The following is a 21,120-nucleotide window of genomic DNA, read 5'->3' as shown; positions in this document are numbered from 1 at the left end:
GACCGCGGTGGGCCGCTCGCGCGGCCTCCCGCGCAGCCGCGGCCCGGCGCGACAGCCGTGTTCCGCGCAGCTGTCTTCCGTACAGCCGTTTTCCGCATACGCGTAAGGGGCGCCCGCAATGGCTGGGCGCCCCTTACCCGTACGAGGTGGTCTAGAACTTGTTCCTCGGGGTGATCCCCAGCGACATGCCCGACAGGCCGCGCTGGCGGCCCCCCAGCTTGCCCGCGATGGCGCGCAGGGCCGCGCCCGCCGGGGAGTCGGGGGCGGCCAGGACGACGGGCCTGCCGTCGTCGCCGCCCTCGCGCAGCCGGACGTCGATCGGGATCGAGCCGAGCACCGGCACGTTGGCGCCGGTCGTCTTGGTCAGGCCCTCGGCGACCTTCTCGCCGCCGCCCGTGCCGAACACGTCGACCATCTCGTCGCAGTGCGGGCACGGCAGGCCCGCCATGTTCTCGACGACGCCGACGATCTTCTGGTGGGTCTGGACCGCGATCGAGCCCGCCCGCTCGGCCACCTCGGCGGCGGCCTGCTGCGGGGTGGTGACGACCAGGATCTCCGCGTTCGGGACCAGCTGGGCGACCGAGATCGCGATGTCGCCGGTGCCCGGCGGCAGGTCGAGCAGGAGCACGTCCAGGTCGCCCCAGTAGACGTCCGCCAGGAACTGCTGGAGCGCGCGGTGCAGCATCGGGCCGCGCCACACGACCGGGGCGTTGCCCGGGGTGAACATGCCGATGGAGATGACCTTCACGCCGTTCGCGGCCGGCGGCATGATCATGTTCTCGACCTGGGTGGGACGGCCCTCCACACCCAGCATGCGGGGCACCGAGTGCCCGTAGATGTCGGCGTCCACGACACCGACCTTCAGCCCGTCCGCCGCCATCGCCGCGGCCAGGTTCACCGTCACCGAGGACTTGCCGACGCCGCCCTTGCCGGACGCCACCGCGTAGACCCGGGTGAGCGAGCCGGGCTTGGCGAAGGGCACCTCGCGCTCGGCGGTGCCGCCGCGCAGCGACGCCGCGAGCTCCTTGCGCTGCTCATCGCTCATCACATCGAGCGAGACGTCGACCCGGGTCACCCCCTCGACCCGCTCGACCGCCTCGGTCACGTTCTTCGTGATCGTGTCGCGCATCGGGCACCCGGACACGGTCAGGTACACCGTGACGGCGACCGCCCCGTCCGCCCCGATCTCGACCGTCTTGACCATGCCGAGCTCAGTGATCGGGCGGTGGATCTCTGGGTCGTTCACCGTCGCCAGTGCCTCGCGCACCGCGTCATCCGTAACCATATGGAGATGGTACGGCGCCGGGTCCCGCCCCCGGAAAGCCCTAACGGCGGTCGGCTTCGTCACTTCCGTGGGGGGCCTCCGGCGGGAATACGACGCGCCGGTCCTCCATCTCCTTGATCATGTCCTGGAGTTCGGACCGGATCCAGTCGCGGGTGGCGACCTCGCCGAGGCCCATCCGCAGCGCGGCGATCTCCCGCGTGAGGTACTCGGTGTCCGCGATGGAGCGCTCGTTCTGCTTGCGGTCCTGCTCGTGGGTGACCCGGTCGCGGTCGTCCTGCCGGTTCTGCGCGAGCAGGATCAGCGGGGCGGCGTACGAAGCCTGCAGCGACAGGGCGAGCGTCAGGAAGATGAACGGGTACTCGTCGAAGCGCAGCCCGGGCGGCGCGAAGATGTTCCAGGCCACCCAGAGGATGATGACCAGCGTCATCCAGACGATGAACCGGCCGGTCCCCAGGAACCGCGCGATCTTCTCGGAGAACCGGCCGAACGCCTCAGGGTCGTACTCCGGCAGCAGCCGCGGCCGGGGCGCGCGCGGCTGGTCGAGCCGCACCCGGCCGCGGGTCACGGCGCTCGCGCCGCTCGCCGCGCGGGTGCGGTCGCGCTCCTCGGTGCGGTCAGCCATGCGTGCCCCCCTCGGCGCCGTGGAACTCCGCCTCGCGCCAGTCCTCGGGCAGCAGGTGGTCCAGGACGTCGTCCACGGTCACCGCGCCCAGCAGCGAGCCGCTCTCGTCCACCACCGGCGCCGCGACCATGTTGTACGCGGCGAGGAAGCTGGTGACGGCGGGCAGCGGGGTGTCCGGTGCCAGCGGCGGCAGGTCGTTGTCCACGATCGAGGAGACCAGGGTGAACGGCGGGTCGCGCAGCAGCCGCTGGAAGTGCACGGTGCCCAGGTACTTGCCGGTCGGCGTCTCGTCCGGCGGCCGGCACACGTAGACCTGCGCGGCCAGCGCGGGCGAGAGGTCCTGCTGGCGCACCCGCGCGAGCGCGTCGGCGACCGTGGCGTCCGGGCGCAGCACGATCGGCTCGGTGGTCATCAGACCGCCCGCGGTGCGCTCCTCGTACGAGAGGAGCCGGCGCACGTCGGCCGCGTCGTCCGGCTGCATCAGGGTGAGCAGGCGCTCCTTGTCCTCCTCGGGCAGCTCGGAGAGCAGGTCGGCGGCGTCGTCGGGGTCCATAGCCTCCAGGACGTCGGCGGCCCGCTCCTCCTTCAGCTTGCTGAGGATCTCCACCTGGTCGTCGTCCGGCAGCTCCTCCATGACGTCCGCGAGCCGGTCGTCGTCGAGGGCCGCGGCCACTTCGCCGCGGCGCTTGGGGGAGAGGTGGTGGAGCACGTTGGCCAGGTCGGCGGGGCGCAGCTGCTCGAAGGTGGCCAGCAGGCTCTCGGCGCCCTGGCCGTCCTCCTCCAGGGAGAAGCCGGTGACCGCGGACCACTCCACCGTCAGCGTCTCGCCCTTGCGGCGCAGCGCGCCGCCCTTGCCGCGCCGGACGAAGACCTTGTCGATCTCCCAGTCGCGGCGGGCCGGCAGCTGCTGGATCGCCACGTCCAGGACCGTGACCTGCTCACCGGTCTCGCCGAGGGCGACCCGGCGGTCCAGGAGCTCGCCGAGGACCAGCCGTTCGGTGGGGCGCTGTTCGAAGCGCCGCAGATTGACCACGCCCGTGGTGATGACCTGGCCGGACTCGACCCCGGTGACCCGGGTCATCGGCAGGAAGATCAGCCGGCGTCCGGACACCTCGACGACCAGACCGAGCAGCCGGGGCGGGCGGCGGCCGACCCGCAGGATCGCCACCAGGTCGCGGACCCGGCCCACCTGGTCGCCGTGGGGATCGAAGACGGCCACGCCCGAGAGGTGGGAGACGAAGATCCGGGGAGCGCCTGCCGCCATGCTGAGCGCCTCCTAATGGCGTGATCCGACCCTGTTGTGGCCTGAAATGGCGCTGAATATCTGATTCAGGCTAGCCGGTGACCATCCGGTACGCCCTTGCGGGGCGTCCGTACGGCTCTCTGTCGGGCAGCGTAGACCGCCCGGGTAGGGTGCCCACTGCCGACCCCGACTTCGCGCCGCAGATCGCGTGCTCCCACGAAAGGCTGTGTGCGGTGACCACTCGCTTCCTGTCCGTACGGGCCCGCCGGGCCGCACTCCCCGTCGCGCTCTGCGCGGGGCTCGCCACGGCCGTCACGGCGTGCTCCTCGGATCCGGACGAGGGCACCAACGGTGTCGGCAAGCTCTCCGCCGCCGACATCGAGGGCAAGGCGCGCACGGCCGCGGACGGGGCCGACGCCGTGCACCTCAGCGGCACGCTGGTCAGCAAGGGCGGCTCGTACCGGATCGACATGCGGCTGAAGGAGAACGGCGCCACCGGCACGGTCACCTCGAAGGACACCACGTTCGGTCTGCTGCGGGTGGGCGACGAGCTGTATCTGAAGGCCGGGGCCGCCTTCTGGACGCACCGGGACGACAAGGGCTCCGGCGCGGACAGCGCGGCGGCGGGCAAGCTCGACGACAAGTACGTCAAGGTGCCCTCGGGCGATCCGTCCTATCAGGAGCTGCGCGGCTTCACGGACAAGAGCGCGCTCCTGAAGGGCATGCTGGCGCTCCAGGGCGACCTCTCCAAGAGCGGCCGGTCCAAGGTCGGCGAGGTGCGCACGGTCCGCGTCAAGGCGGGCGAGGACGGCGAGGGCGGCACCCTCGACGTCTCCCTCCAGGGCACCCCCTATCCGCTGCGCTTCGAGCGCGCGGGCGGGGCGGGCGTGCTGGAACTCGGCGAGTGGAACCAGGGCTTCGCCCTCAACCCCCCGGCCAAGGGAGCGGTCGTCGACTACGGCCGCAAGCTTCCACGCACCTGAACGCGGCCGGAGGCGCCGGTCGGTGGCCCGACTGGTGGCGCCGCCGATGGCTCGGCCGGTGACGCGGTCGACAGCCTGGCCGGTCGCGGCCGGTGGCGCGGCTGCCGCTCGCCGGGGCCGTCCGCCGGGGGCCGCCCGCCCCGCGCCCCCTACCGGCGCTTCTTCCGCCTGAGCAGGAGCTTCGGCAGTGCCGCGGGGACCGGCTGGCGTGTGGTCGCCGGTGTCTCCACCGGGCGGGCCGCCAGCGAGCCGTCGGGCATCTCGGTGCTCACCCGCACCGGGGCCAGCCGGAGCACCCGGCACTCGCGCGCCCACCGCTCCGTCGCCGCCTCGCCGTCCGGTGCGTTCAGCCGCTTCGCCTTGAGCTCGGCCGCCACCGCCCCCCACAGCTCGCCGCCCGGGGCGATCTCGCTCACCGCCGCCGTCCAGACGACCAGCCGGCCGCCCTTGTCCTTGCTGCGGACGGTGACCTCGGCGGTGCCGCCGTCGGCCAGGCCATCCAGCGGCTGCTCGCCGGGGCCGCCGCCCACCACGAAGGCCGCGCCCTCGTGCCACACGTGCCACAGCGTGCGGTCGGTGCCGCCGGTGCCGCGCACCCAGATCAGCCCGGACTTCTTGGTGGCCTCCTCGACGAGGGCCTGGTCGAGCAGCGCACTTGTCACGGAGTCACTTGTCATGGGCGTCACCTTATGGCAAGCCCGTGCCATCGCCCCCGGCACTGTCCACAGCATGGACCGACAGTTCCGTAAATATGTTTAGCACCTTACTTTTCTGTCCTACGCTTCTGTCGTGCCCACCGCCCCGGCCTCCGCGCCCGCCCCGACCGCCGCCCCGGCCGCCGCCGGTTCCCCGGCCGCGCACCGCACGGACTTCGCGCTGCTCGCCGTCGCCATCGCGAGCGTGTCGCTCTCCGCGCCGCTCATCGCCGCCACGGCCGCGCCCGCGCTCGCGATCGCCTTCTGGCGCAACGCCATGGCCGTCGGGGCGCTCACCCCGCTGGCGGTGTTCAAGTACCGCCGGGCGCTGCGCGCGCTGACCCGGCGCGAGACGGGACTCGCGGTCGCCGCGGGCGCCCTGCTGGCCCTGCACTTCGCGCTGTGGCTGCCCAGCCTGCGGATGACGTCGGTGGCGTCCTCGACCGCGCTGTGCACCACCACCCCGATCTGGACCACCCTCGCGCTGCGCGCGCGTGGCCACCGCCCGCCCGCCCTGGTGTGGGCCGGAACGCTGGTGGCCTGCGCGGGCGTGGTGCTCCTGACCGGCGTCGACGTCGCCACGTCCTCGCGGGCGCTGGCCGGGGACGCGCTGGCGCTGGGCGGCGGCATCGCGGCGGCCGGATACGTGCTGCTCGGCGCGGAGGTGCGGCGGACCGTGGACACCGTCCCGTACACCTACCTCTGCTACGGGACGGCCGCCGCCGGGCTGCTGGTGGCCGCGCTGGCGAGCGGCGCCGACCTCGCCTCGTACTCGGGCACGACCTGGCTCAAGCTGGCCGCGCTCACCGTCGCCGCCCAGCTGCTCGGCCACTCGCTGCTCAACCGGGTGGTGCGGGGCCTGGGCGCCTCGGTGACCTCCACGGCGATCCTCCTGGAGACGCCGGGCGCGGCCCTCATCGCGGCGCTCTGGCTCGGTCAGCAGCCGCCCGCGCTGGCCTGGCCCGCCCTGGTGGTGATCCTGGGCGGGCTCGCGCTCGTCGTCAGAGCCAGCCGTTCCGCTTGAGCGTGCGGTGGATGGCCAGGCAGCTGCCCGCGATCGCGGCGAGCACGATCGGGTAGCCGTACTTCCAGTGCAGCTCCGGCATGTGGTCGAAGTTCATGCCGTACACACCGCACACCATGGTCGGTACGGCGATGATCGCCGCCCATGAGGTGATCTTGCGCATGTCCTCGTTCTGCGCGAACGACGCCTGGGCCAGATTGGCCTGGAGGATCGAGTTCAGCAGCTCGTCGAAGCCGATGACGTGCTCCTGCACGCGCGCGAGGTGGTCGGCCACGTCGCGGAAGTACTTCTGGATGTCCGGGTCGACCAGCCGCATCGGCCGCTCGCTGAGCAGCTGCATCGGCCGCAGCAGGGGCGCGACCGCCCGCTTGAACTCCAGTACCTCGCGCTTGAGTTGGTAGATCCGCCCGGCGTCCGTGCCGCGCGGGCTGCCCTTGGAGGGCGCCGAGAAGACGTCGATCTCGACCTCGTCGATGTCGTCCTGCATCGCGTCCACGACCGCCAGATAGCCGTCGACGACCTGGTCGGCGATGGCGTGCAGCACGGCCGATGGGCCCTTGGCGAGGAGCTCGGGGTCGTCCTGGAGCCGCTGGCGCAGCGCCCGCAGCGAGCCCTGGCCGCCGTGCCGGACGGTGATCACGAAGTCCCGGCCGGTGAAGCACATCACCTCGCCGGTCTCCACGACCTCGCTGGTGGCGGTGAGTTCGGCGTGCTCCACGTAGTGGACGGTCTTGAAGACGGTGAAGAGCGTGTCGTCGTACCGCTCCAGCTTGGGCCGCTGGTGGGCGTGGACCGCGTCCTCGACGGCCAGCGGGTGCAGCCCGAACTCGGCCGCGATGCCCGCGAATTCGGCCTCGGTGGGCTCGTGCAGCCCGATCCAGGCGAACCCGCCGTCCTCGCGCACGCGGCGCATCGCCTCGCGCGGCGACAGGCACGAGTCGGCCTGGGTGCGCAGCCCGTCGCGGTAGACCGCGCAGTCGACGACCGCACTGCTGGCGGACGGGTCGCGGGTGGGGTCGTAGGAGTTGTACGGGGCGGTGCTCTTGCGCAGCGAAGGACGCAGGGAGGGGCGGACGGCTGCCCGGAGGTCACGGATCATGGACATGGCAGGACTCCTTCACGGAGGGGCCGCCGACGGGCGTGGCACTGCCCGGAATGGGGACGTGACGCGAGGACTGCGTACATCTGCGTACGTCCGCAAAGCGGGCGGTACCGCGGGCGCGGTGACGGCGTTCGCTACTGAAACGGACAAGGCGAGGCGATGTGCTCTTCCGTCGTGCGAAATGCCATGAGACTCAGAGGTTTCCCGGTGGAACGGCCGGGTAGAGAGGTCTCGATCACAGGGAACAACGAAGGCGCACGGAAGAGCGGTTGGTACTGCCAGGCCGACTTCGATCCATCGCAGCCCCACCTCCTCCGGCCGGTCCCCCGTGAGGGACGTCCTGCTGCCCTGAACAGCGGCCAAGACTATCAGTCGGCGCAAGTGTCAAGTCCGCACTTTGCCCGTTCGATACGGCTTCTATGCTCAACTCATGGTTGATGTTCTTGCTCTCGTCGAGGCCAGGCTGCGCACCGCCCTCGGTGAACCGGACGCGCGCGCCGCGGTGACCTTCCTCGGCACGGACCGCGTCGAGGTGCTCCGCTTCGTCGACGGCGACATCGTCCGCTACGCCACGCTCGGGATGTCGGCCCAGCCCATGGCCGACCCCACCGCCGCCCTCGCCGACCCCGTCAAGGGGCCGCGCGCCGAGCTGGTCCTGTCGGTACGGGCCGGGCTCGCCGACACCGACAAGGTGCTCCGCCCGCTGGCCGTGCTCGCCGCCACCCCGCAGGTGGAGGGGCTCGTGGTGGCCCCCGGCGCCTCCCTCGACGTAGGGGAGCCGCTGTGGCCCGGCGCGCCCTTCAGCTCGGTCCTGGTGGCCGAGCCGGGCGGGCTCGTGGAGGACCTGGAGCTCGACGAGCCGATGGACCCGGTCCGCTTCCTGCCGCTGCTGCCGATGACGGCCAACGAGGCCGCCTGGAAGCGGGTGCGCGGGGCGCGCGAGCTGGAGGAGCGCTGGCTGGCGGGCGGCACGGACCTGCGGGACCCGCTGCGTACGTCGGTACGGCTGGACTAGCGCCTGCCCGGCGGAGCGGGGCCCTCCCTCCCGCCGGACCGGGGCTCGTCCGGCGGGCCGGGGGCCCGTCCGGTGCCCGCTTGCGCCGCACGACGGGTTTCCGCGCGCCGGACCGGTGATCGTCCTTGACGCGGCGCGGGTCGGGGAGGACCGTGGGCATTTATGAGGGGCGAACCCAGTTGCCCGAAGTGCGGAGGCCGGGTCCGGGCGCCCGGTCTCTTTGCCGACTCCTGGCAGTGCGGTGTGCACGGCACGGTGCATCCGCTCCAGCCGGTGGTGCCCCCGAGCGTCGAGGCGCTCGGTGTCGTGGTGCACCGCGCCCATGTGCCCGTGTGGATGCCCTGGCCGCTGCCGATCGGCTGGCTCTTCACCGGGGTGGCCTGCGCGGGCGACGACCGCAGCGGCGGCCGGGCCACCGCCGTGGCCTGCTCCGGGCCCGGCCCGCTCGGCGGCATGGGCGAGCTGCTGCTGGTGGCGGAGGAGCTGGGCGTGGGCCTCGGCGCGCGGTACGCGGGCATCGACGGCCCCGACCCCGGCCCGTACATGAGCGTCGACAAGCCGCCCCAGGCCAAGGTGCTCGCCGCCGGGCGACCCACCCCGCTGTGGCACGTCACCGCCACCCCCGACGACCGCGCGGTCTTCGCGGGCGAGGCGTGCGGGCTGTGGCTGTGGGCGATCGTCTGGCCCGAGCAGTCGGGGCTGCTGCTCTACGACGAGCTGGTCCTCACCGATCTGCGGGACGCGGGCGCCGAGGTCGAGCTGGTGCCCTGCGGCGCGCTCTCGCCCCGGATCCTGTCCTGAGCCTCCGCGCCCCGGTGCGGCGACCGCCACAGCCGTGACGGCCGGGACAGCGGCCACGCGCAGTTATCCTTGATTGTCCCCCCCTGCCCGTCCTACGCCCTGGAGCCACGCGTGCGCATCGACCTGCACACCCACTCCACGGCATCCGACGGCACGGACACCCCGGCCGAGCTGGTCCGCAACGCGGTCGCCGCCGGACTCGACGTCGTCGCGCTCACCGACCACGACACCACCCGCGGCCACGCGCAGGCCGTCGCGGCGCTGCCCGCCGGGCTGACCCTGGTGACCGGCGCCGAACTGTCCTGCCGCATCGACGGCATCGGGCTGCACATGCTGGCGTACCTCTTCGACCCCGAGGAGCCGGAGCTCTCCCGCGAGCGTGAGCTGGTCCGCGACGACCGGGTGCCGCGCGCGCAGGGCATGGTGGCCAAGCTCCAGGAGCTCGGCGTCCCCGTCACCTGGGAGCAGGTGGCGCGGATCGCGGGCGACGGCTCGGTCGGGCGCCCGCACGTCGCCGAGGCGCTGGTCGAGCTGGGCGTCGTCCCGTCGGTCTCCGACGCCTTCGTGCCCGAGTGGCTGGCCGACGGCGGCCGGGCGTTCGTCGGCAAGCACGAACTCGACCCGTTCGAGGCGGTCCGGCTGGTCAAGGCCGCCGGCGGAGTCACCGTCTTCGCGCACCCGCTCGCCGTCAAGCGCGGCCAGGTCGTGCCCGAGACGGTGATAGCCGAGCTCGCCGCCGCCGGTCTCGACGGCATCGAGGTCGACCACACCGACCACGACGCGCCCACGCGCGCGAAGCTGCGCTCGCTCGCCGCCGAGCTCGGTCTGCTGACCACCGGCTCCAGCGACTACCACGGCGACCGCAAGACCGTGCGGCTCGGGGAGTACACCACCGACCCCGAGATCTACGGCGAGATCACGCGCCGCGCGACGGGCGCGTTCCCCGTCCCGGGCGCGGGCGGAACCGGCCGCTAGCCCCGGCGGGGCCGCCCCGAGGCCCCCACCCGTACTTCTTCCAGAGGACTCCGCCCCACGCGGGTCCCCCCTTTCCGTACGCCCCTCTTCCTGCAAGGCACCACCGTGTTCGACGCTGCCGTCTTCGGCTCCCTCTTCCTCACCCTTTTTGTCATCATGGATCCCCCCGGGATCACCCCGATCTTCCTGGCGCTCACCTCCGGCCGCCCGGCCAAGGTGCAGCGCAAGATGGCCTGGCAGGCCGCCGCCGTGGCGCTCGGTGTGATCACCGTGTTCGGTCTGGTGGGCCATCAGATCCTGGCCTATCTGCACATCGACGTCCCCGCGCTGATGATCGCGGGCGGGCTGCTGCTCCTGCTCATCGCCCTGGACCTGCTCACCGGCAAGACCGACGAGCCGAAGCAGACCAAGGACGTCAACGTGGCGCTGGTGCCGCTGGGCATGCCGCTGCTCGCCGGGCCCGGTGCGATCGTCCAGGTGATCCTGGCGGTGCAGAACCACGACTCGTTCGGCGGCCAGGTCGCGGTGTGGACGGCGATCCTCGCCATGCACATCGTGCTGTGGCTGGTCATGCGGTACTCGCTGCTGATCATCCGGGTGATCAAGGACGGCGGCGTCGTCCTGGTCACGCGGCTCGCGGGCATGATGCTCTCCGCGCTCGCGGTGCAGCAGATCATCAACGGCATCACCCAGGTCATCCAGGGCACCTGACCCGCCGCTCCGGCGCGCGCCCCCGCGCGCGAGAACGCGAAAGCGCCCCCGTACCGAGGTCCGGTACGGGGGCGCTTCGGCTTGCCGCGCGAAGGTCCTCGCGCGTTACGAAGCCGAGTCTTCGGCCGGGCGGATGTAGATGCGCTGGCCTATTGCGGCGGCCTGCTGCACGATCCGGTTGACGGAGGCGGCGTCCACGACGGTGCTGTCCACGGCGGTGCCGTCGACGTCGTTGAGGCGCATGATCTCGAAGCGCATGGCTTCTCCCTTCGTCTGATCCTCCTGAAGGAGAACTACTGGTGCGGGGCCTGCCTTCAGCCTGCGCCCGCGGTGCGTCCGGGCGGTTGCCCACCCGTTAAGACTGGATTGCGCGACTTCTGTGCAACGCGTTCCGATGGGTACAACGGGTTGCCATTGGCAAACATTCCCTACGCTAAGGAAATTTTTTCACCGTCTAAATACTGGCTGGTAAGACGACCGGTTGTGTGGGGTCGCTCACGCCACGGAGAATGGCGGTGATGAGCGAATCAGGCGGCATCCCAGGCATCCCCGACGGCGCGCGGTCGCCGGACACCGGCGCGGGCGACGACCCGGGCGCCCCCGGTACGAGCGGCCCCGACGGCCCCGGCGGCCCCGCCCCGGCCGGGACGGCCGAACTCGCCGCCCAGCTGGAGCGCACCAACCAGCTGCTGCGGCGGATGCTCGCCGAAGTGGCCAAGACCCCGTCGACCCACGCGATCTTCGTGGACGCGGGCTATGTGTACGCGGCGGCGGGCCTGCTCGTCACCGGCACCGAGGACCGCCGCTCCTTCGACCTGGACGCCGAGGGGCTGATCGAGGCGTTCATCGACAAGGCCCGCACGATCTTCGCGGACAGCCGGCTGCTGCGGGTCTACTGGTACGACGGCGCCCGGCGCCGGATCCACACCGCCGAGCAGCAGTCCATCGCCGAGCTGCCGGACGTGAAGGTGCGGCTCGGCAACCTCAACGCCAACAACCAGCAGAAGGGCGTCGACTCCCTGATCCGCTCCGACCTGGAGTCCCTCGCCCGCCACCGCGCCATCAGCGACGCGGCGCTCGTCGGCGGCGACGAGGACCTGGTCTCGGCGGTCGAGGCGGCGCAGGGGTACGGGGCGCGGGTCCATCTGTGGGGCATCGAGGCGGCGGAGGGGCGCAACCAGGCCGAGCCGCTGCTGTGGGAGGTCGACAGCCAGCGGACCTTCGACCTCGACTTCTGCAAGCCGTACGTCACGCGGCGGCCGGTGACGATGTACGACGACGGGGGGCCCGCGCCGACGCGGGACGACGTGCGGTTCGTGGGGGCGCAGATCGCTGCGACGTGGCTGTCGCAGCGGGGGCGGGCGACGCTGGCGCAGCTGCTGCCCGGGCATCCGTATCTGCCCGGCCCCGTCGACCAGGAGCTCCTCGTCGAGGCCGAGCGCCTGTTGCAGCGGTCCCTGCGGGGCCATGCGGATCTGCGCCGGGCGCTGCGGGACGGCTTCTGGCAGCACTTGCAGTCGCAGTACTGAGGCTCTGTGGGGCGAGGTGTCCGTGTGCGGGCCGGTGGTGGGTTGCTCGCGCAGTTCCCCGCGCCCCTATTGGGCCCGGTCTTCGTCTGCGGGCCGGTGGCCGCTCCTCGCGCAGTTCCCCGCGCCCCTTCCAGGCCGGGTGTTCGTCCGCGGACCGTGCTGGGTTGCTCGCGCAGTTCCCCGCGCCCCTGAAAGCCTCGTTCGTCCGCGGGCCGTGCGTGGCTGGTCGCGCAGTTCCCCGCGCCCCTAGGGGGTACCCGGCAGCCGGAGTACCCAGCTCGTCCCAGGCTTCTGGGGGCGCGGGGCTGTGACATTGTGCGGCTCCGCCGCGCGGGCGCGAGAAGCGAGCACGGCCGACGGACGGCCGCGGGTTTGGGGGCGCGGGGAACTGCGCGAGAAGCGGGCACGGTCCGCAGACGAAGGCGGGTTTGAAAGGGGCGCGGGGAACTGCGCGAGAAGCGGGCACGGTCCGCAGGCGAAGTCCCGGCTCAATAGGGGCGCGGGGAACTGCGCGAGGAGCGACCACCGGCCCGCAGGCGAAGTCCCGGCTCAATAGGGGCGCGGGGAACTGCGCGAGCGACCCACCACCGGCCCGCAGGCGAAGATCCGGCCCAATAGCGTCACGGTGTGCGTGTCGTCCAGAAGCGCGTCAGGGCCTCCGCCAGCACCCCGGGGTGCGACACGTTCGGGGAGTGGCCCGCGCCCGCGATCACCGTGTGGCGCGCGTCCACGGACCGCGCCAGCGCCCCCAGCTCCTCCACCGTCCACACCGTCTCCCCGTCCCCGTACGCGACGTGCAGCGGCACCGGAAGCGCGGCGATCTGCTCGGTACGGTCCGGCTCGGTCCTCAACTGCCGCCCGGTGGCGATGAGTTGGCCCGGCGAGGTGTTGAACCACCGCTGCCGCAGGAACTCCGCGACCTCGGGCGCCTCGGGCTCGTACGCCGGATCCCGGCTGTCCAGCCAGCTCGTCACCGCCCACACGGCCCCCGCCGGCAGCACCGGCAGCGCGGCCCGCAGCAGCCGGATCTTGGCGCGCTGCCCGGGCCCGACGTGCCCGGGCCCGGACGACAGCAGCGTCAGGGAGGCGAAGGAGGCGGGGGAGAGGCGGACGGCGGCGCGGGCCACCAGACCGCCGAAGGAGTGCCCCACCACGTGCACCGGCCCGGCGCAGAGCGCGGCGGCCTGGGCGACGGCGTCCTCGGCGAGCACGCGCGGGGTGTAGCCGGAGGCGCCGCGCGGCCCGGGGCTCTCGTGCTGGCCCCGGCCGTCCACCGCCACCGCCCGGTACCCGGCCCGCGCGAGCGGCTCCAGGAGGGCCAGGAAGTCCTCCTTGCTGCCGGTGAACCCGGGCAGCAGCAGCGCGGTCCCGAGCGCGGTCCCGGCGGGCTCGCAGTCGAGCACGGCGAAGCGCCCACGGGGCGTGTCCAGCGGGTACGCGCGCGTGCCGGACGGCAGGTCGAGGGACCGGGGCTTGCTCATATGCCGAGCGTAACCGGGGTGCGCGGGGGCGGGAGCGGTGCCCCGGACGCACCGCGGCCCGGCACCCCCGAAGGGGCGCCGGGCCACGGTGACGACGTGCTTACGCCTCGGGCGCGGCGACCTTGCGCGCGCGGGTGCGGCGCGGCTTGGCCTCGGCCTCGGGCGCCGCCTCGGGGGCGGCGGCGGCCTTCTTCGCGCGCGTACGACGCGGCTTGGGCTCGGCGGCGACGGACGCCTCCGGCTCGGCCGCGACGGCCTTCTTGCGCGTGCGCGCCGGCTTGGCGGCGGCCTCGGCGGCCTTCGCCGCGGCGATCTCCAGCGCGGCCGACTCCGGGGTCATGAAGCCGACCTCGGCGACCGCGGCCACCTTGCGCACCCGGCGGCGCGGCTTGGCCGGCGCCTCGGCGACGGCCTCCACGAAGGCCGGCTCGGCCACCTTGCGGGTGGTGCGGCGGCGCGGGGCGGCCACCGGCTCGGCGACGGCCACGGCGGCCTCGACGGCGGGCGCCGGGACGACGGGCGCCTCGACGACGGCAGCGGCGGTCTTGCGGGTCCGGGTGCGGCGCGGCTTGGTCTCCGCCTCCACCACGGCCTCGACGACCGGCGCGGCCTCGACGACCGGCTCGGCGACGGTGACCGGCTCGGCGACGGCGACGGCCGGGGCCGCCTCCACCGGGGCGACCCGGGTACGACGGCGGCGGCGCGGGGTGCGCGGCTCGGTGGCGTCGGCGGCGGGCGCCTCGGCGGGCTCCGGGGTCAGCGGCGCCTGGGCGTCGGCCTCGACCGCCGAGCCGCCACGGGTGCGGCGGCGCTGGCGCGGGGTGCGGGTGCGCTCGGGGCGCTCCTCGGTCACGACCGGGGCCGCGGCCTTGCGACCGCGCCCGCCCGTCTCGCCCAGGTCCTCCAGCTCCTCGGCCGCCAGACCCGCACGGGTCCGCTCGGCGCGGGGCAGGATGCCCTTGGTGCCCGCCGGGATGCTCAGCTCCTCGAACAGGTGCGGCGACGTCGAGTACGTCTCGACCGGGTCGTGGAACTTCAGGTCCAGCGCCTTGTTGATCAGCTGCCAGCGCGGGATGTCGTCCCAGTCGACCAGGGTGACGGCGGTGCCCTTGTTGCCCGCGCGGCCGGTGCGGCCGACGCGGTGCAGGAAGGTCTTCTCGTCCTCCGGCGACTGGTAGTTGATGACGTGGGTCACGCCCTCGACGTCGATGCCTCGGGCGGCGACGTCGGTGCAGACCAGGACGTCGACCTTGCCGTTGCGGAACGCGCGCAGCGCCTGCTCGCGGGCGCCCTGGCCGAGGTCGCCGTGGACCGCGCCGGAGGCGAAGCCGCGCTTGGCGAGCTGCTCGGCGATGTCCGCGGCGGTCCGCTTGGTGCGGCAGAAGATCATCGCGAGTCCGCGGCCCTCGGCCTGGAGGATGCGCGAGACCATCTCCGGCTTGTCCATCGAGTGGGCGCGGAAGACGTGCTGCGAGATGTTGGCGACGGTCGCGCCCTCGTCGTCCGGCGCGGTGGCGCGGATGTGCGTGGGCTGCGACATGTAGCGGCGGGCCAGGCCGATGACGGCGCCCGGCATGGTCGCCGAGAACAGCATGGTCTGGCGCTTCGCCGGAAGCATGTTGATGATCTTCTCGACGTCGGGCAGGAAGCCCAGGTCGAGCATCTCGTCGGCCTCGTCCAGGACGAGCGCGCGGACGTGGGAGAGGTCCAGCTTGCGCTGGCCCGCCAGGTCGAGCAGCCGGCCGGGGGTGCCGACGATCACGTCGACGCCCTTCTTGAGGGCCTCGACCTGCGGCTCGTACGCCCGGCCGCCGTAGATGGCGAGCACGCGGACGTTGCGGACCTTGCCGGCGGTGAGCAGGTCGTTGGTGACCTGGGTGCAGAGCTCGCGGGTGGGGACCACCACGAGCGCCTGCGGGGCGTCGGTGAGCTGCTCGGGCTTGGCCCGGCCCGCCTCGACGTCCGCGGGGACGGTGACGCGCTCGAGCAGCGGCAGACCGAAGCCGAGCGTCTTGCCGGTGCCGGTCTTGGCCTGGCCGATCACGTCGGACCCGGAGAGCGCGACGGGGAGCGTCATCTCCTGGATGGGGAAGGGGGACACGATGCCGACGGCTTCGAGGGCCTCGGCGGTCTCGGGAAGGATCCCGAGCTCTCGGAACGTAGTCAGGGTGCTGCCTCTTCTGTGAGACGCGGTACGGAGGCGAACGCGGCGGGTCGTACCGTGCCGGGTACATCCGGCCGGAGTCGGGAATCGACCGGGCCGGGTGGCGCGGGACCACTGCCGTCGCTCAAGCGCTCGTGCCGCTGAGGGTCCCTCATCTGCGATTACGCACTGTCACGTACCGCACCGGAGGGCTGTCGGGTCGGAGCCGACCGGGCGACCGACCGGGCATCCTCATTCATCGGGCGGCCCGCCGAACAGCATGATCCTCGGCAGGCTCATTACCACTGTACCCCGGATTCGCGCATGTGTGTTGGGCGAATTCCCGGGAAGCGTGGTGACGCTCTGGCTGACCAGGGCCTTCCCCCCTGCCGGGAGCGGGCTATTGTGCGCTGCATGGAGACGCCTGACAACGCCAACACGCCCGGCACCGAGGCCGCCGCAGCCACCGGGGAAACCGCCGCGGAACCCACCGGCATCGCCGCCCAGGACTGGGCGACGGCCTCGGCCGAGCCCCAGTACCGCGCCGCCGTCGTGGACCTGCTCGGCGCGCTCGCCTACGGCGAGCTGGCGGCCTTCGAGCGGCTGGCCGACGACGCCAAGCTGGCGCCCTCCCTCGCCGACAAGGCGGAGCTGGCGAAGATGGCCTCGGCCGAGTTCCACCACTTCGAGCGGTTGCGCGACCGGCTCGCCGGGATCGACGCGGAGCCGACGGCCGCCATGGAGCCGTTCGCCAAGGCGCTGGACGACTTCCACCACCAGACCGCGCCGTCGGACTGGCTGGAGGGCCTGGTCAAGGCGTACGTGGGCGACTCGATCGCCAGTGACTTCTACCGCGAGGTGGCGGCCCGGCTCGATCTGGACACCCGCTCCCTGGTGCTCACGGTGCTCGACGACACGGGCCACGGGAACTTCGCGGTCGAGAAGGTGCGCGCCGCCATCGAGGCCGACCCGCGCGTGGGCGGCCGGCTCGCGCTGTGGGCGCGCCGACTGATGGGCGAGGCGCTCTCGCAGGCCCAGCGGGTCGTCGCGGAGCGTGACGCGCTCTCGACGATGCTGGTCGGCGGCATGGCGGACGGCTTCGACCTGGCCGCGGTCGGCGAGATGTTCACCCGGATCACCAAGGCCCACACCAAGCGCATGGCCGCGCTGGGGCTGGCCGCCTGACGGGCGCCGTGCCCGCGCCGCCTACGCCGCTGACCGGCGCAGGCGGCCCGGCGGGCGCAGCAGCAGGGACAGCGCGACCACGGCGATGAAGGTCGCGCCGACGACGGTGGTGACCGCGTGGCCCGGGCCGATCGCGGAGTGCGTCAGGAAGGCGCCGAACAGGGCGGCCAGCGGGCCCGCCGCGAGGACGGTCCGGCGGTCGGGCAGACGGTGGCGCAGACGGGCGTCGGCGGTCCAGGCGAGGGCGAGTCCGAGAAGTACGGAGCCGAGCGCTTCCAGGAGCATCAGGCGTCCCTCCCGCGGTGTGGCCGGGCGATTCAAGGTCACAGCCGTCCTACCCGACGCTCGCGGAGCGCAATCCTCCCCTCACCGTGTGGAGCACAGCGGGGGTGCGGCGGGCGCACCGGAGTGCGGCCCCGCGGTCGATGACCGCGGGGCCGCACTCCTGCTCACACGTTCCGGGGGCTACAGCTGGCCGAAGCCCACCCGGCGAACCGTCGGCTCGCCGATCTCCACGTACGCGATCCGGTCGGCCGGCACCAGGACCTTGCGGCCCTTGTCGTCCTGGAGGCTGAGCAGCTGCGCCTTGCCGGCGAGGGCGTCGGCAACGGCGCTCTCGACCTCCTCGGCGGACTGCCCGCTCTCCAGAACGATCTCCCGGGGCGCGTGCTGCACGCCGATCTTGACCTCCACGGCTATGTCCCTCCGACGGTCTGCGGTGCGCGGTCAGCCGCGCCGTACCCCGCACACATTAGCCCGGTGAGGGGACCCGGACGGGCGCGGCGCCGCACGCTACGAGCGAACACCGCACCCCGGCCGACGTGCCGTCAGTGGGTCTCGGAGGCGTGCAGCGGGAAGCCCGCGATACCGCGCCAGGCCAGCGACGTCAGCAGCTGCACCGCCTTGTCGCGGGGGATCGGCGAGGAGCTGGAGAGCCAGTAGCGGGCGACCACCTGGGAGACTCCGCCGAGGCCCACGGCGAGCAGCATCGACTCGTCCTTGGACAGGCCGGTGTCCTCGGCGATGACGTCCGAGATGGCCTCGGCGCACTGGAGGCTGACCCGCTCCACCCGCTCGCGCACCGCGGGCTCGTTGGTCAGGTCGGACTCGAAGACCAGCCGGAAGGCGCCGCCCTCGTCCTCCACGTACGCGAAGTAGGCGTCCATGGTCGCGGCGACGCGCAGCTTGTTGTCGCTGGTGGAGGCGAGCGCCGTGCGCACCGCCAGGAGCAGCGCCTCGCAGTGCTGGTCGAGCAGGGCGAGGTAGAGCTCCAGCTTTCCGGGGAAGTGCTGGTAGAGGACCGGCTTGGAGACGCCCGCCCGCTCCGCGATGTCGTCCATCGCGGCCGAGTGGTAGCCCTGTGCGACGAAGACCTCCTGGGCCGCGCCCAGGAGCTGATTGCGGCGGGCCCGGCGCGGCAGGCGCGTGCCTCGCGGGCGCGCCGCCTCGGTCTGCTCGATGGCTGTCACGCCGCCTCCCAAAGTTGATCTCGTGCGCGATGGACGCGCGCCGCCATCGTACTTTTGGGTAACCCGGCTGTGCGCGGCGCGCACGCAGAATTTCACGGACCGGACGCGCGGGGTAGCCGGAGGAACACCCGGTTATGCGAACAAATCAGCGGTAGTCGTCCTCGTCGAGGGCCACCACCCGGGCCTGTTCCACCGCGTCCGCCTCGTTCGCCGCGTCCGGATCGACGCGGGTGAGCGGGTCGTCGCGGTCCTGCCGGACGTCCGTGTGCTGCTCGGCCGCGTCCGCCTCGGGCGTCTCCTGGGCGAGTTCGCCGGAGGTGTCGTCGCCTTCCTCGAACACTTCGGGATCACTGGGGTCGACGGACATGATCGCTCCCTGTCAGAGGGCCTGATACGAGCCTATGGGCTACCACTACCCAGCGCTACGCGATCTGTGACGGCGAACACATGAACCACGGTGTGATCGTCTCGTAACATTGCCCGCATGTCTTCGACCGAGCTGCCGGAACCCCTCGCCGCCGCTGTCGCCCCGGTCCCCCGGGTGGGCGCGGTCCGGGTGGCGGAGGGCGAGGAGCTGCGCTCGGTGAGCCTTCCCGGGCTGACGCTGACCGTGCGGTCGCGCCCCGGCACCCGTCCCGGCCTGGAGCCGGCGCTGTTCGTGCACGGCCTGGGCGGGTCCTCGCAGAACTGGTCGGCCCTGATGCCGCTGCTCGCCGACCTGGTGGACGGCGAGGCCCTCGACCTGCCCGGCTTCGGCGACTCGCCGCCGCCGGACGACGGCAACTACTCGGTCACCGGCCACGCCCGCGCGGTGATCCGGCTGCTCGACTCGGCCGGGCGCGGCCCCGTCCACCTCTTCGGCAACTCGCTCGGCGGCGCCGTCGCCACCCGGGTCGCGGCGGTCCGCCCCGACCTGGTGCGCACCCTCACCCTCGTCTCGCCCGCGCTGCCCGAGATCCGCGCCCAGCGCACCGCCTGGCCCACCGGGCTCCTCGCGGTGCCGGGCGTGGCCGCGCTCTTCACCCGGCTGACCCGGGAGTGGACCCCCGAGGACCGTACGCGCGGGGTGATGGCCCTCTGCTACGGCGACCCGGGCCGGGTGAGCCCCGAGGCGTTCCGGGCGGCCGTCGAGGAGATGGAGCGGCGCCTGGCGCTGCCGTACTTCTGGGACGCGATGGCCCGCTCGGCGCGGGGCGTCGTCGACTCGTACACCCTGGGCGGCCAGCACGGGCTGTGGCGGCAGGCCGAGCGGGTGCTGGCGCCGACGCTGCTGGTCTACGGCGGCCGGGACCGGCTCGTCGGCCACCGGATGGCCCGCAGGGCGGCCGCCGCGTTCCGCGGGTCGAGACTGCTGACGCTGCCCGACGCCGGGCACGTGGCGATGATGGAGTACCCGGAGGTGGTCGCGCAGGCTTTCCGGGACCTGGTCGACGACTGCGGAAACAGGAGCTGATCCGGCGCGTGGGACGACACAGCCGACCCAAGAGCGCCCCGGCGGGGCCTTCCGAGGCGACCGCCACCGGCCGACTGCCCGTCGCCGAGGGCGAGGGCGCGGGCAGACGCCGCCGGTCCGAGGGCCCCGCGACGGGTGAGCTGCCGCGCGTGCGCCCGCTGCCCGAGCACCCCTTCCCGCAGCACCGGGGCGACGGCACCCCCGCGCACGGCGTGCCGCAGGCGCGCGGCGGCCACCCCGAGCACCACGAGGGCGGGGGCGGCTGGGGCGAGCCGCCGACGGGGCCCGACGCGGAGTGGGGCGCCCGCCCGGCCGCGTCCGGACCGGGCGCCGCCGTCCGAATACCGGGACCGCGCGGTGAGTATCCGGACGCCTTCGACGGCCGGGGGCGCACGGCCCGGCAGGACCGGCGCGACCACCAGGACCGGGCGGACACCGGCACGCACCGCGTGGCGGCTGCGGCGGCCCCCGGGCCCGTCGTGCCGCGCCCGGCCCCGGTGCCCGACCCGGTGCGTCCCGTGCCCGTGCCCGAGTCCGGCGGCAAGGCCGGCAGGCCAGGCAAGCCGGCCAAGTCCGGCAGGGGCTCCAAGGGGCGTACGTTCACCGGCATCGCGGCTGCCGCCGTCACCGCCGCGCTCGCCGTGGCGGTGGCCGGTCAGGTCACCTCCGAGGGCGACCACCACAGCGGCGCGCAGTCCGCGGAGGACAACGGCCGCGGCGGCGCGGACGGTCCGGCCTCGCGCTCCAAGGACCGCTCCACGCCCGCGCAGGCGGCCCCGGCCAAGCCGGTCTCGTACGAGGAGAAGATGGCGCTCCAGTACCCGATCGACCCGAAGCTGAAGGGGTCCGGCCAGTTCGAGACCGTGCCCGGCTTCGAGGCGGCGCCGGGCAAGGGGCGCAAGTACCGCTACCGGGTGGACATCGAGAAGGGCCTCGGCCTGGACGGCGCCCTGTTCGCGGAGGCCGTGCAGAAGACGCTCAACGACGACCGCAGCTGGGCGCACGAGGGGGCGAAGACCTTCGAGCGCGTCTCCTCCGGCCGGCCCGACTTCGTCGTCACGCTGGCCAGCCCCGGCACCACCGGGGTCTGGTGCGCCAAGTCGGAGCTGGACGTCACCGAGCAGAACGTCTCCTGCGACTCGGCCGCCACCGAGCGCGTGATGATCAACGCGTACCGCTGGGCGCAGGGCTCGGAGACGTACGGGGCCCGTGCGATGTACGCCTACCGGCAGATGCTCATCAACCACGAAGTGGGACACCGGCTCGGCCACGGGCATGTGAACTGCGGCACTCCCGGGGCGCTCGCGCCGGTGATGCAGCAGCAGACCAAGTCCTTGGACATAGACGGGATCAAGTGCCGCGCCAACCCGTGGCCCTACCCGACCGGTTGAGCCCGCCCGAGCC

At 73.2% G+C, this 21,120-nt stretch carries 22 protein-coding genes; 10 read left to right on the top strand and 12 right to left on the bottom strand.

What is annotated here, in order from left to right; genetic code table 11:
- Nucleotides 1–151 precede the first annotated feature (151 nt).
- Genes AB5J87_RS12560 through AB5J87_RS12550 form a run of 3 tightly spaced genes read right to left on the bottom strand, consistent with a single transcriptional unit; the run spans nt 152 to nt 3,171 of the window.
- A complete protein-coding gene (locus tag AB5J87_RS12560; RefSeq protein ID WP_369376565.1) occupies nt 152–1,285 on the bottom strand; it encodes an Mrp/NBP35 family ATP-binding protein in 1,134 nt (377 codons plus the stop codon).
- A 40-nt stretch (nt 1,286–1,325) separates the two neighbouring features.
- Nucleotides 1,326–1,907, bottom strand: a complete 582-nt coding sequence (locus AB5J87_RS12555; protein WP_369376564.1) for a DUF1003 domain-containing protein — start codon at nt 1,905–1,907, stop codon at nt 1,326–1,328.
- Nucleotides 1,900–3,171: a CBS domain-containing protein gene (locus tag AB5J87_RS12550; protein ID WP_369376563.1), complete on the bottom strand. Its 1,272-nt coding sequence runs from the start codon at nt 3,169–3,171 to the stop codon at nt 1,900–1,902. Before AB5J87_RS12550 ends, AB5J87_RS12555 begins: the two co-directional genes overlap by 8 nt.
- A gap of 212 nt (nt 3,172–3,383) precedes the next feature.
- Between AB5J87_RS12550 and AB5J87_RS12545 the strand changes: the two genes are divergently transcribed.
- Entirely contained in the window at nt 3,384–4,133 is a 750-nt protein-coding gene (locus tag AB5J87_RS12545) for a hypothetical protein (RefSeq protein ID WP_369376562.1), read from the top strand.
- A 149-nt stretch (nt 4,134–4,282) separates the two neighbouring features.
- Here the strand turns inward: AB5J87_RS12545 and AB5J87_RS12540 are convergent, their stop codons facing one another.
- The gene (locus AB5J87_RS12540; RefSeq protein ID WP_369383494.1) at nt 4,283–4,795 is read right to left on the bottom strand and encodes a hypothetical protein; all 513 of its coding nucleotides are present in this window, start codon (nt 4,793–4,795) and stop codon (nt 4,283–4,285) included.
- A 214-nt stretch (nt 4,796–5,009) separates the two neighbouring features.
- Here AB5J87_RS12540 and AB5J87_RS12535 point away from each other — a divergent pair, with 214 nt between their 5' ends.
- A complete protein-coding gene (locus AB5J87_RS12535) occupies nt 5,010–5,852 on the top strand; it encodes a DMT family transporter (RefSeq protein WP_369383493.1) in 843 nt (280 codons plus the stop codon).
- Here the strand turns inward: AB5J87_RS12535 and AB5J87_RS12530 are convergent.
- Nucleotides 5,830–6,957 carry a magnesium and cobalt transport protein CorA gene (locus AB5J87_RS12530; protein WP_369376561.1) on the bottom strand — a complete coding sequence of 376 codons (1,128 nt, stop codon included), beginning with the start codon at nt 6,955–6,957 and terminating at the stop codon, nt 5,830–5,832. The two genes, AB5J87_RS12535 and AB5J87_RS12530, sit on opposite strands and share 23 nt — an antisense overlap.
- A gap of 427 nt (nt 6,958–7,384) precedes the next feature.
- On the opposite strand from AB5J87_RS12530, the gene AB5J87_RS12525 reads away from it, so the two are divergent.
- The 4 genes from AB5J87_RS12525 (at nt 7,385) to AB5J87_RS12510 (ending at nt 10,456) form a co-directional block, all read left to right on the top strand.
- A complete protein-coding gene (locus AB5J87_RS12525) occupies nt 7,385–7,969 on the top strand; it encodes a suppressor of fused domain protein (RefSeq protein WP_369376560.1) in 585 nt (194 codons plus the stop codon).
- 162 nt (nt 7,970–8,131) lie between these two features.
- Nucleotides 8,132–8,770: a DUF6758 family protein gene (locus AB5J87_RS12520; RefSeq protein ID WP_369376558.1), complete on the top strand. Its 639-nt coding sequence runs from the start codon at nt 8,132–8,134 to the stop codon at nt 8,768–8,770.
- A 111-nt stretch (nt 8,771–8,881) separates the two neighbouring features.
- Complete coding sequence (locus AB5J87_RS12515) at nt 8,882–9,745, top strand: PHP domain-containing protein (protein ID WP_369376557.1); 864 nt, start codon at nt 8,882–8,884, stop codon at nt 9,743–9,745.
- A 105-nt stretch (nt 9,746–9,850) separates the two neighbouring features.
- Nucleotides 9,851–10,456, top strand: coding sequence for a MarC family protein (locus AB5J87_RS12510; RefSeq protein ID WP_369376556.1), 606 nt, complete (start codon nt 9,851–9,853; stop codon nt 10,454–10,456).
- A gap of 105 nt (nt 10,457–10,561) precedes the next feature.
- Here AB5J87_RS12510 and AB5J87_RS12505 read toward each other — a convergent pair whose 3' ends face one another.
- Complete coding sequence (locus tag AB5J87_RS12505; RefSeq protein WP_369376555.1) at nt 10,562–10,714, bottom strand: hypothetical protein; 153 nt, start codon at nt 10,712–10,714, stop codon at nt 10,562–10,564.
- A gap of 260 nt (nt 10,715–10,974) precedes the next feature.
- Here AB5J87_RS12505 and AB5J87_RS12500 point away from each other — a divergent pair, with 260 nt between their 5' ends.
- Nucleotides 10,975–11,985 carry an NYN domain-containing protein gene (locus tag AB5J87_RS12500; RefSeq protein WP_369376554.1) on the top strand — a complete coding sequence of 337 codons (1,011 nt, stop codon included), beginning with the start codon at nt 10,975–10,977 and terminating at the stop codon, nt 11,983–11,985.
- Between the two features lie 620 nt (nt 11,986–12,605).
- Here the strand turns inward: AB5J87_RS12500 and AB5J87_RS12495 are convergent.
- Nucleotides 12,606–13,466 (bottom strand): alpha/beta fold hydrolase, encoded by an 861-nt coding sequence (locus AB5J87_RS12495; RefSeq protein WP_369376553.1) that lies wholly within the window; start codon nt 13,464–13,466, stop codon nt 12,606–12,608.
- 100 nt (nt 13,467–13,566) lie between these two features.
- A complete protein-coding gene (locus tag AB5J87_RS12490; protein WP_369376552.1) occupies nt 13,567–15,543 on the bottom strand; it encodes a DEAD/DEAH box helicase in 1,977 nt (658 codons plus the stop codon).
- Between the two features lie 480 nt (nt 15,544–16,023).
- Here AB5J87_RS12490 and AB5J87_RS12485 point away from each other — a divergent pair, with 480 nt between their 5' ends.
- Nucleotides 16,024–16,794: a ferritin-like fold-containing protein gene (locus AB5J87_RS12485; protein WP_369376551.1), complete on the top strand. Its 771-nt coding sequence runs from the start codon at nt 16,024–16,026 to the stop codon at nt 16,792–16,794.
- 21 nt (nt 16,795–16,815) lie between these two features.
- On the opposite strand, the gene AB5J87_RS12480 is transcribed toward AB5J87_RS12485, so the two are convergent.
- The 4 genes from AB5J87_RS12480 to AB5J87_RS12465 all read right to left on the bottom strand — a co-directional run bounded on the left by AB5J87_RS12480 (nt 16,816) and on the right by AB5J87_RS12465 (nt 18,630).
- Entirely contained in the window at nt 16,816–17,079 is a 264-nt protein-coding gene (locus tag AB5J87_RS12480) for a hypothetical protein (RefSeq protein ID WP_369376550.1), read from the bottom strand.
- Nucleotides 17,080–17,259: 180 nt separating this feature from the next.
- Complete coding sequence (locus AB5J87_RS12475; RefSeq protein ID WP_067163735.1) at nt 17,260–17,487, bottom strand: DUF3107 domain-containing protein; 228 nt, start codon at nt 17,485–17,487, stop codon at nt 17,260–17,262.
- 134 nt (nt 17,488–17,621) lie between these two features.
- Nucleotides 17,622–18,263, bottom strand: a complete 642-nt coding sequence (locus tag AB5J87_RS12470) for a TetR/AcrR family transcriptional regulator (protein ID WP_369376549.1) — start codon at nt 18,261–18,263, stop codon at nt 17,622–17,624.
- Between the two features lie 145 nt (nt 18,264–18,408).
- Nucleotides 18,409–18,630 (bottom strand): hypothetical protein, encoded by a 222-nt coding sequence (locus AB5J87_RS12465; protein WP_369376548.1) that lies wholly within the window; start codon nt 18,628–18,630, stop codon nt 18,409–18,411.
- 117 nt (nt 18,631–18,747) lie between these two features.
- On the opposite strand from AB5J87_RS12465, the gene AB5J87_RS12460 reads away from it, so the two are divergent.
- Entirely contained in the window at nt 18,748–19,716 is a 969-nt protein-coding gene (locus tag AB5J87_RS12460) for an alpha/beta fold hydrolase (protein WP_369376546.1), read from the top strand.
- Nucleotides 19,717–19,724: 8 nt separating this feature from the next.
- Entirely contained in the window at nt 19,725–21,107 is a 1,383-nt protein-coding gene (locus AB5J87_RS12455) for a DUF3152 domain-containing protein (protein WP_369376545.1), read from the top strand.
- Nucleotides 21,108–21,120: the final 13 nt, after the last annotated feature.

The sequence above is a fragment of the Streptomyces sp. cg36 genome (assembly GCF_041080675.1).
Lineage (GTDB): Bacteria > Actinomycetota > Actinomycetes > Streptomycetales > Streptomycetaceae > Streptomyces.
Note: the sequence above shows the minus strand (reverse complement) of the source record. Positions and strands in the feature narration are given on the sequence as shown.

What these genes read in the sequence shown, in the direction of transcription:
- AB5J87_RS12560 (WP_369376565.1), bottom strand. Translation starts at nt 1,285, where the DNA reads ATGGTTACGGATGACGCGGTGCGCGAGGCACTGGCGACGGTGAACGAC.
- AB5J87_RS12555 (WP_369376564.1), bottom strand. Translation starts at nt 1,907, where the DNA reads ATGGCTGACCGCACCGAGGAGCGCGACCGCACCCGCGCGGCGAGCGGC.
- AB5J87_RS12550 (WP_369376563.1), bottom strand. Translation starts at nt 3,171, where the DNA reads ATGGCGGCAGGCGCTCCCCGGATCTTCGTCTCCCACCTCTCGGGCGTG.
- AB5J87_RS12530 (WP_369376561.1), bottom strand. Translation starts at nt 6,957, where the DNA reads ATGTCCATGATCCGTGACCTCCGGGCAGCCGTCCGCCCCTCCCTGCGT.
- AB5J87_RS12525 (WP_369376560.1), top strand. Translation starts at nt 7,385, where the DNA reads ATGGTTGATGTTCTTGCTCTCGTCGAGGCCAGGCTGCGCACCGCCCTC.
- AB5J87_RS12520 (WP_369376558.1), top strand. Translation starts at nt 8,132, where the DNA reads ATGAGGGGCGAACCCAGTTGCCCGAAGTGCGGAGGCCGGGTCCGGGCG.
- AB5J87_RS12505 (WP_369376555.1), bottom strand. Translation starts at nt 10,714, where the DNA reads ATGCGCTTCGAGATCATGCGCCTCAACGACGTCGACGGCACCGCCGTG.
- AB5J87_RS12500 (WP_369376554.1), top strand. Translation starts at nt 10,975, where the DNA reads ATGAGCGAATCAGGCGGCATCCCAGGCATCCCCGACGGCGCGCGGTCG.
- AB5J87_RS12495 (WP_369376553.1), bottom strand. Translation starts at nt 13,466, where the DNA reads ATGAGCAAGCCCCGGTCCCTCGACCTGCCGTCCGGCACGCGCGCGTAC.
- AB5J87_RS12490 (WP_369376552.1), bottom strand. Translation starts at nt 15,543, where the DNA reads ATGACGCTCCCCGTCGCGCTCTCCGGGTCCGACGTGATCGGCCAGGCC.
- AB5J87_RS12485 (WP_369376551.1), top strand. Translation starts at nt 16,024, where the DNA reads ATGGAGACGCCTGACAACGCCAACACGCCCGGCACCGAGGCCGCCGCA.
- AB5J87_RS12480 (WP_369376550.1), bottom strand. Translation starts at nt 17,079, where the DNA reads ATGCTCCTGGAAGCGCTCGGCTCCGTACTTCTCGGACTCGCCCTCGCC.
- AB5J87_RS12465 (WP_369376548.1), bottom strand. Translation starts at nt 18,630, where the DNA reads ATGTCCGTCGACCCCAGTGATCCCGAAGTGTTCGAGGAAGGCGACGAC.
- AB5J87_RS12460 (WP_369376546.1), top strand. Translation starts at nt 18,748, where the DNA reads ATGTCTTCGACCGAGCTGCCGGAACCCCTCGCCGCCGCTGTCGCCCCG.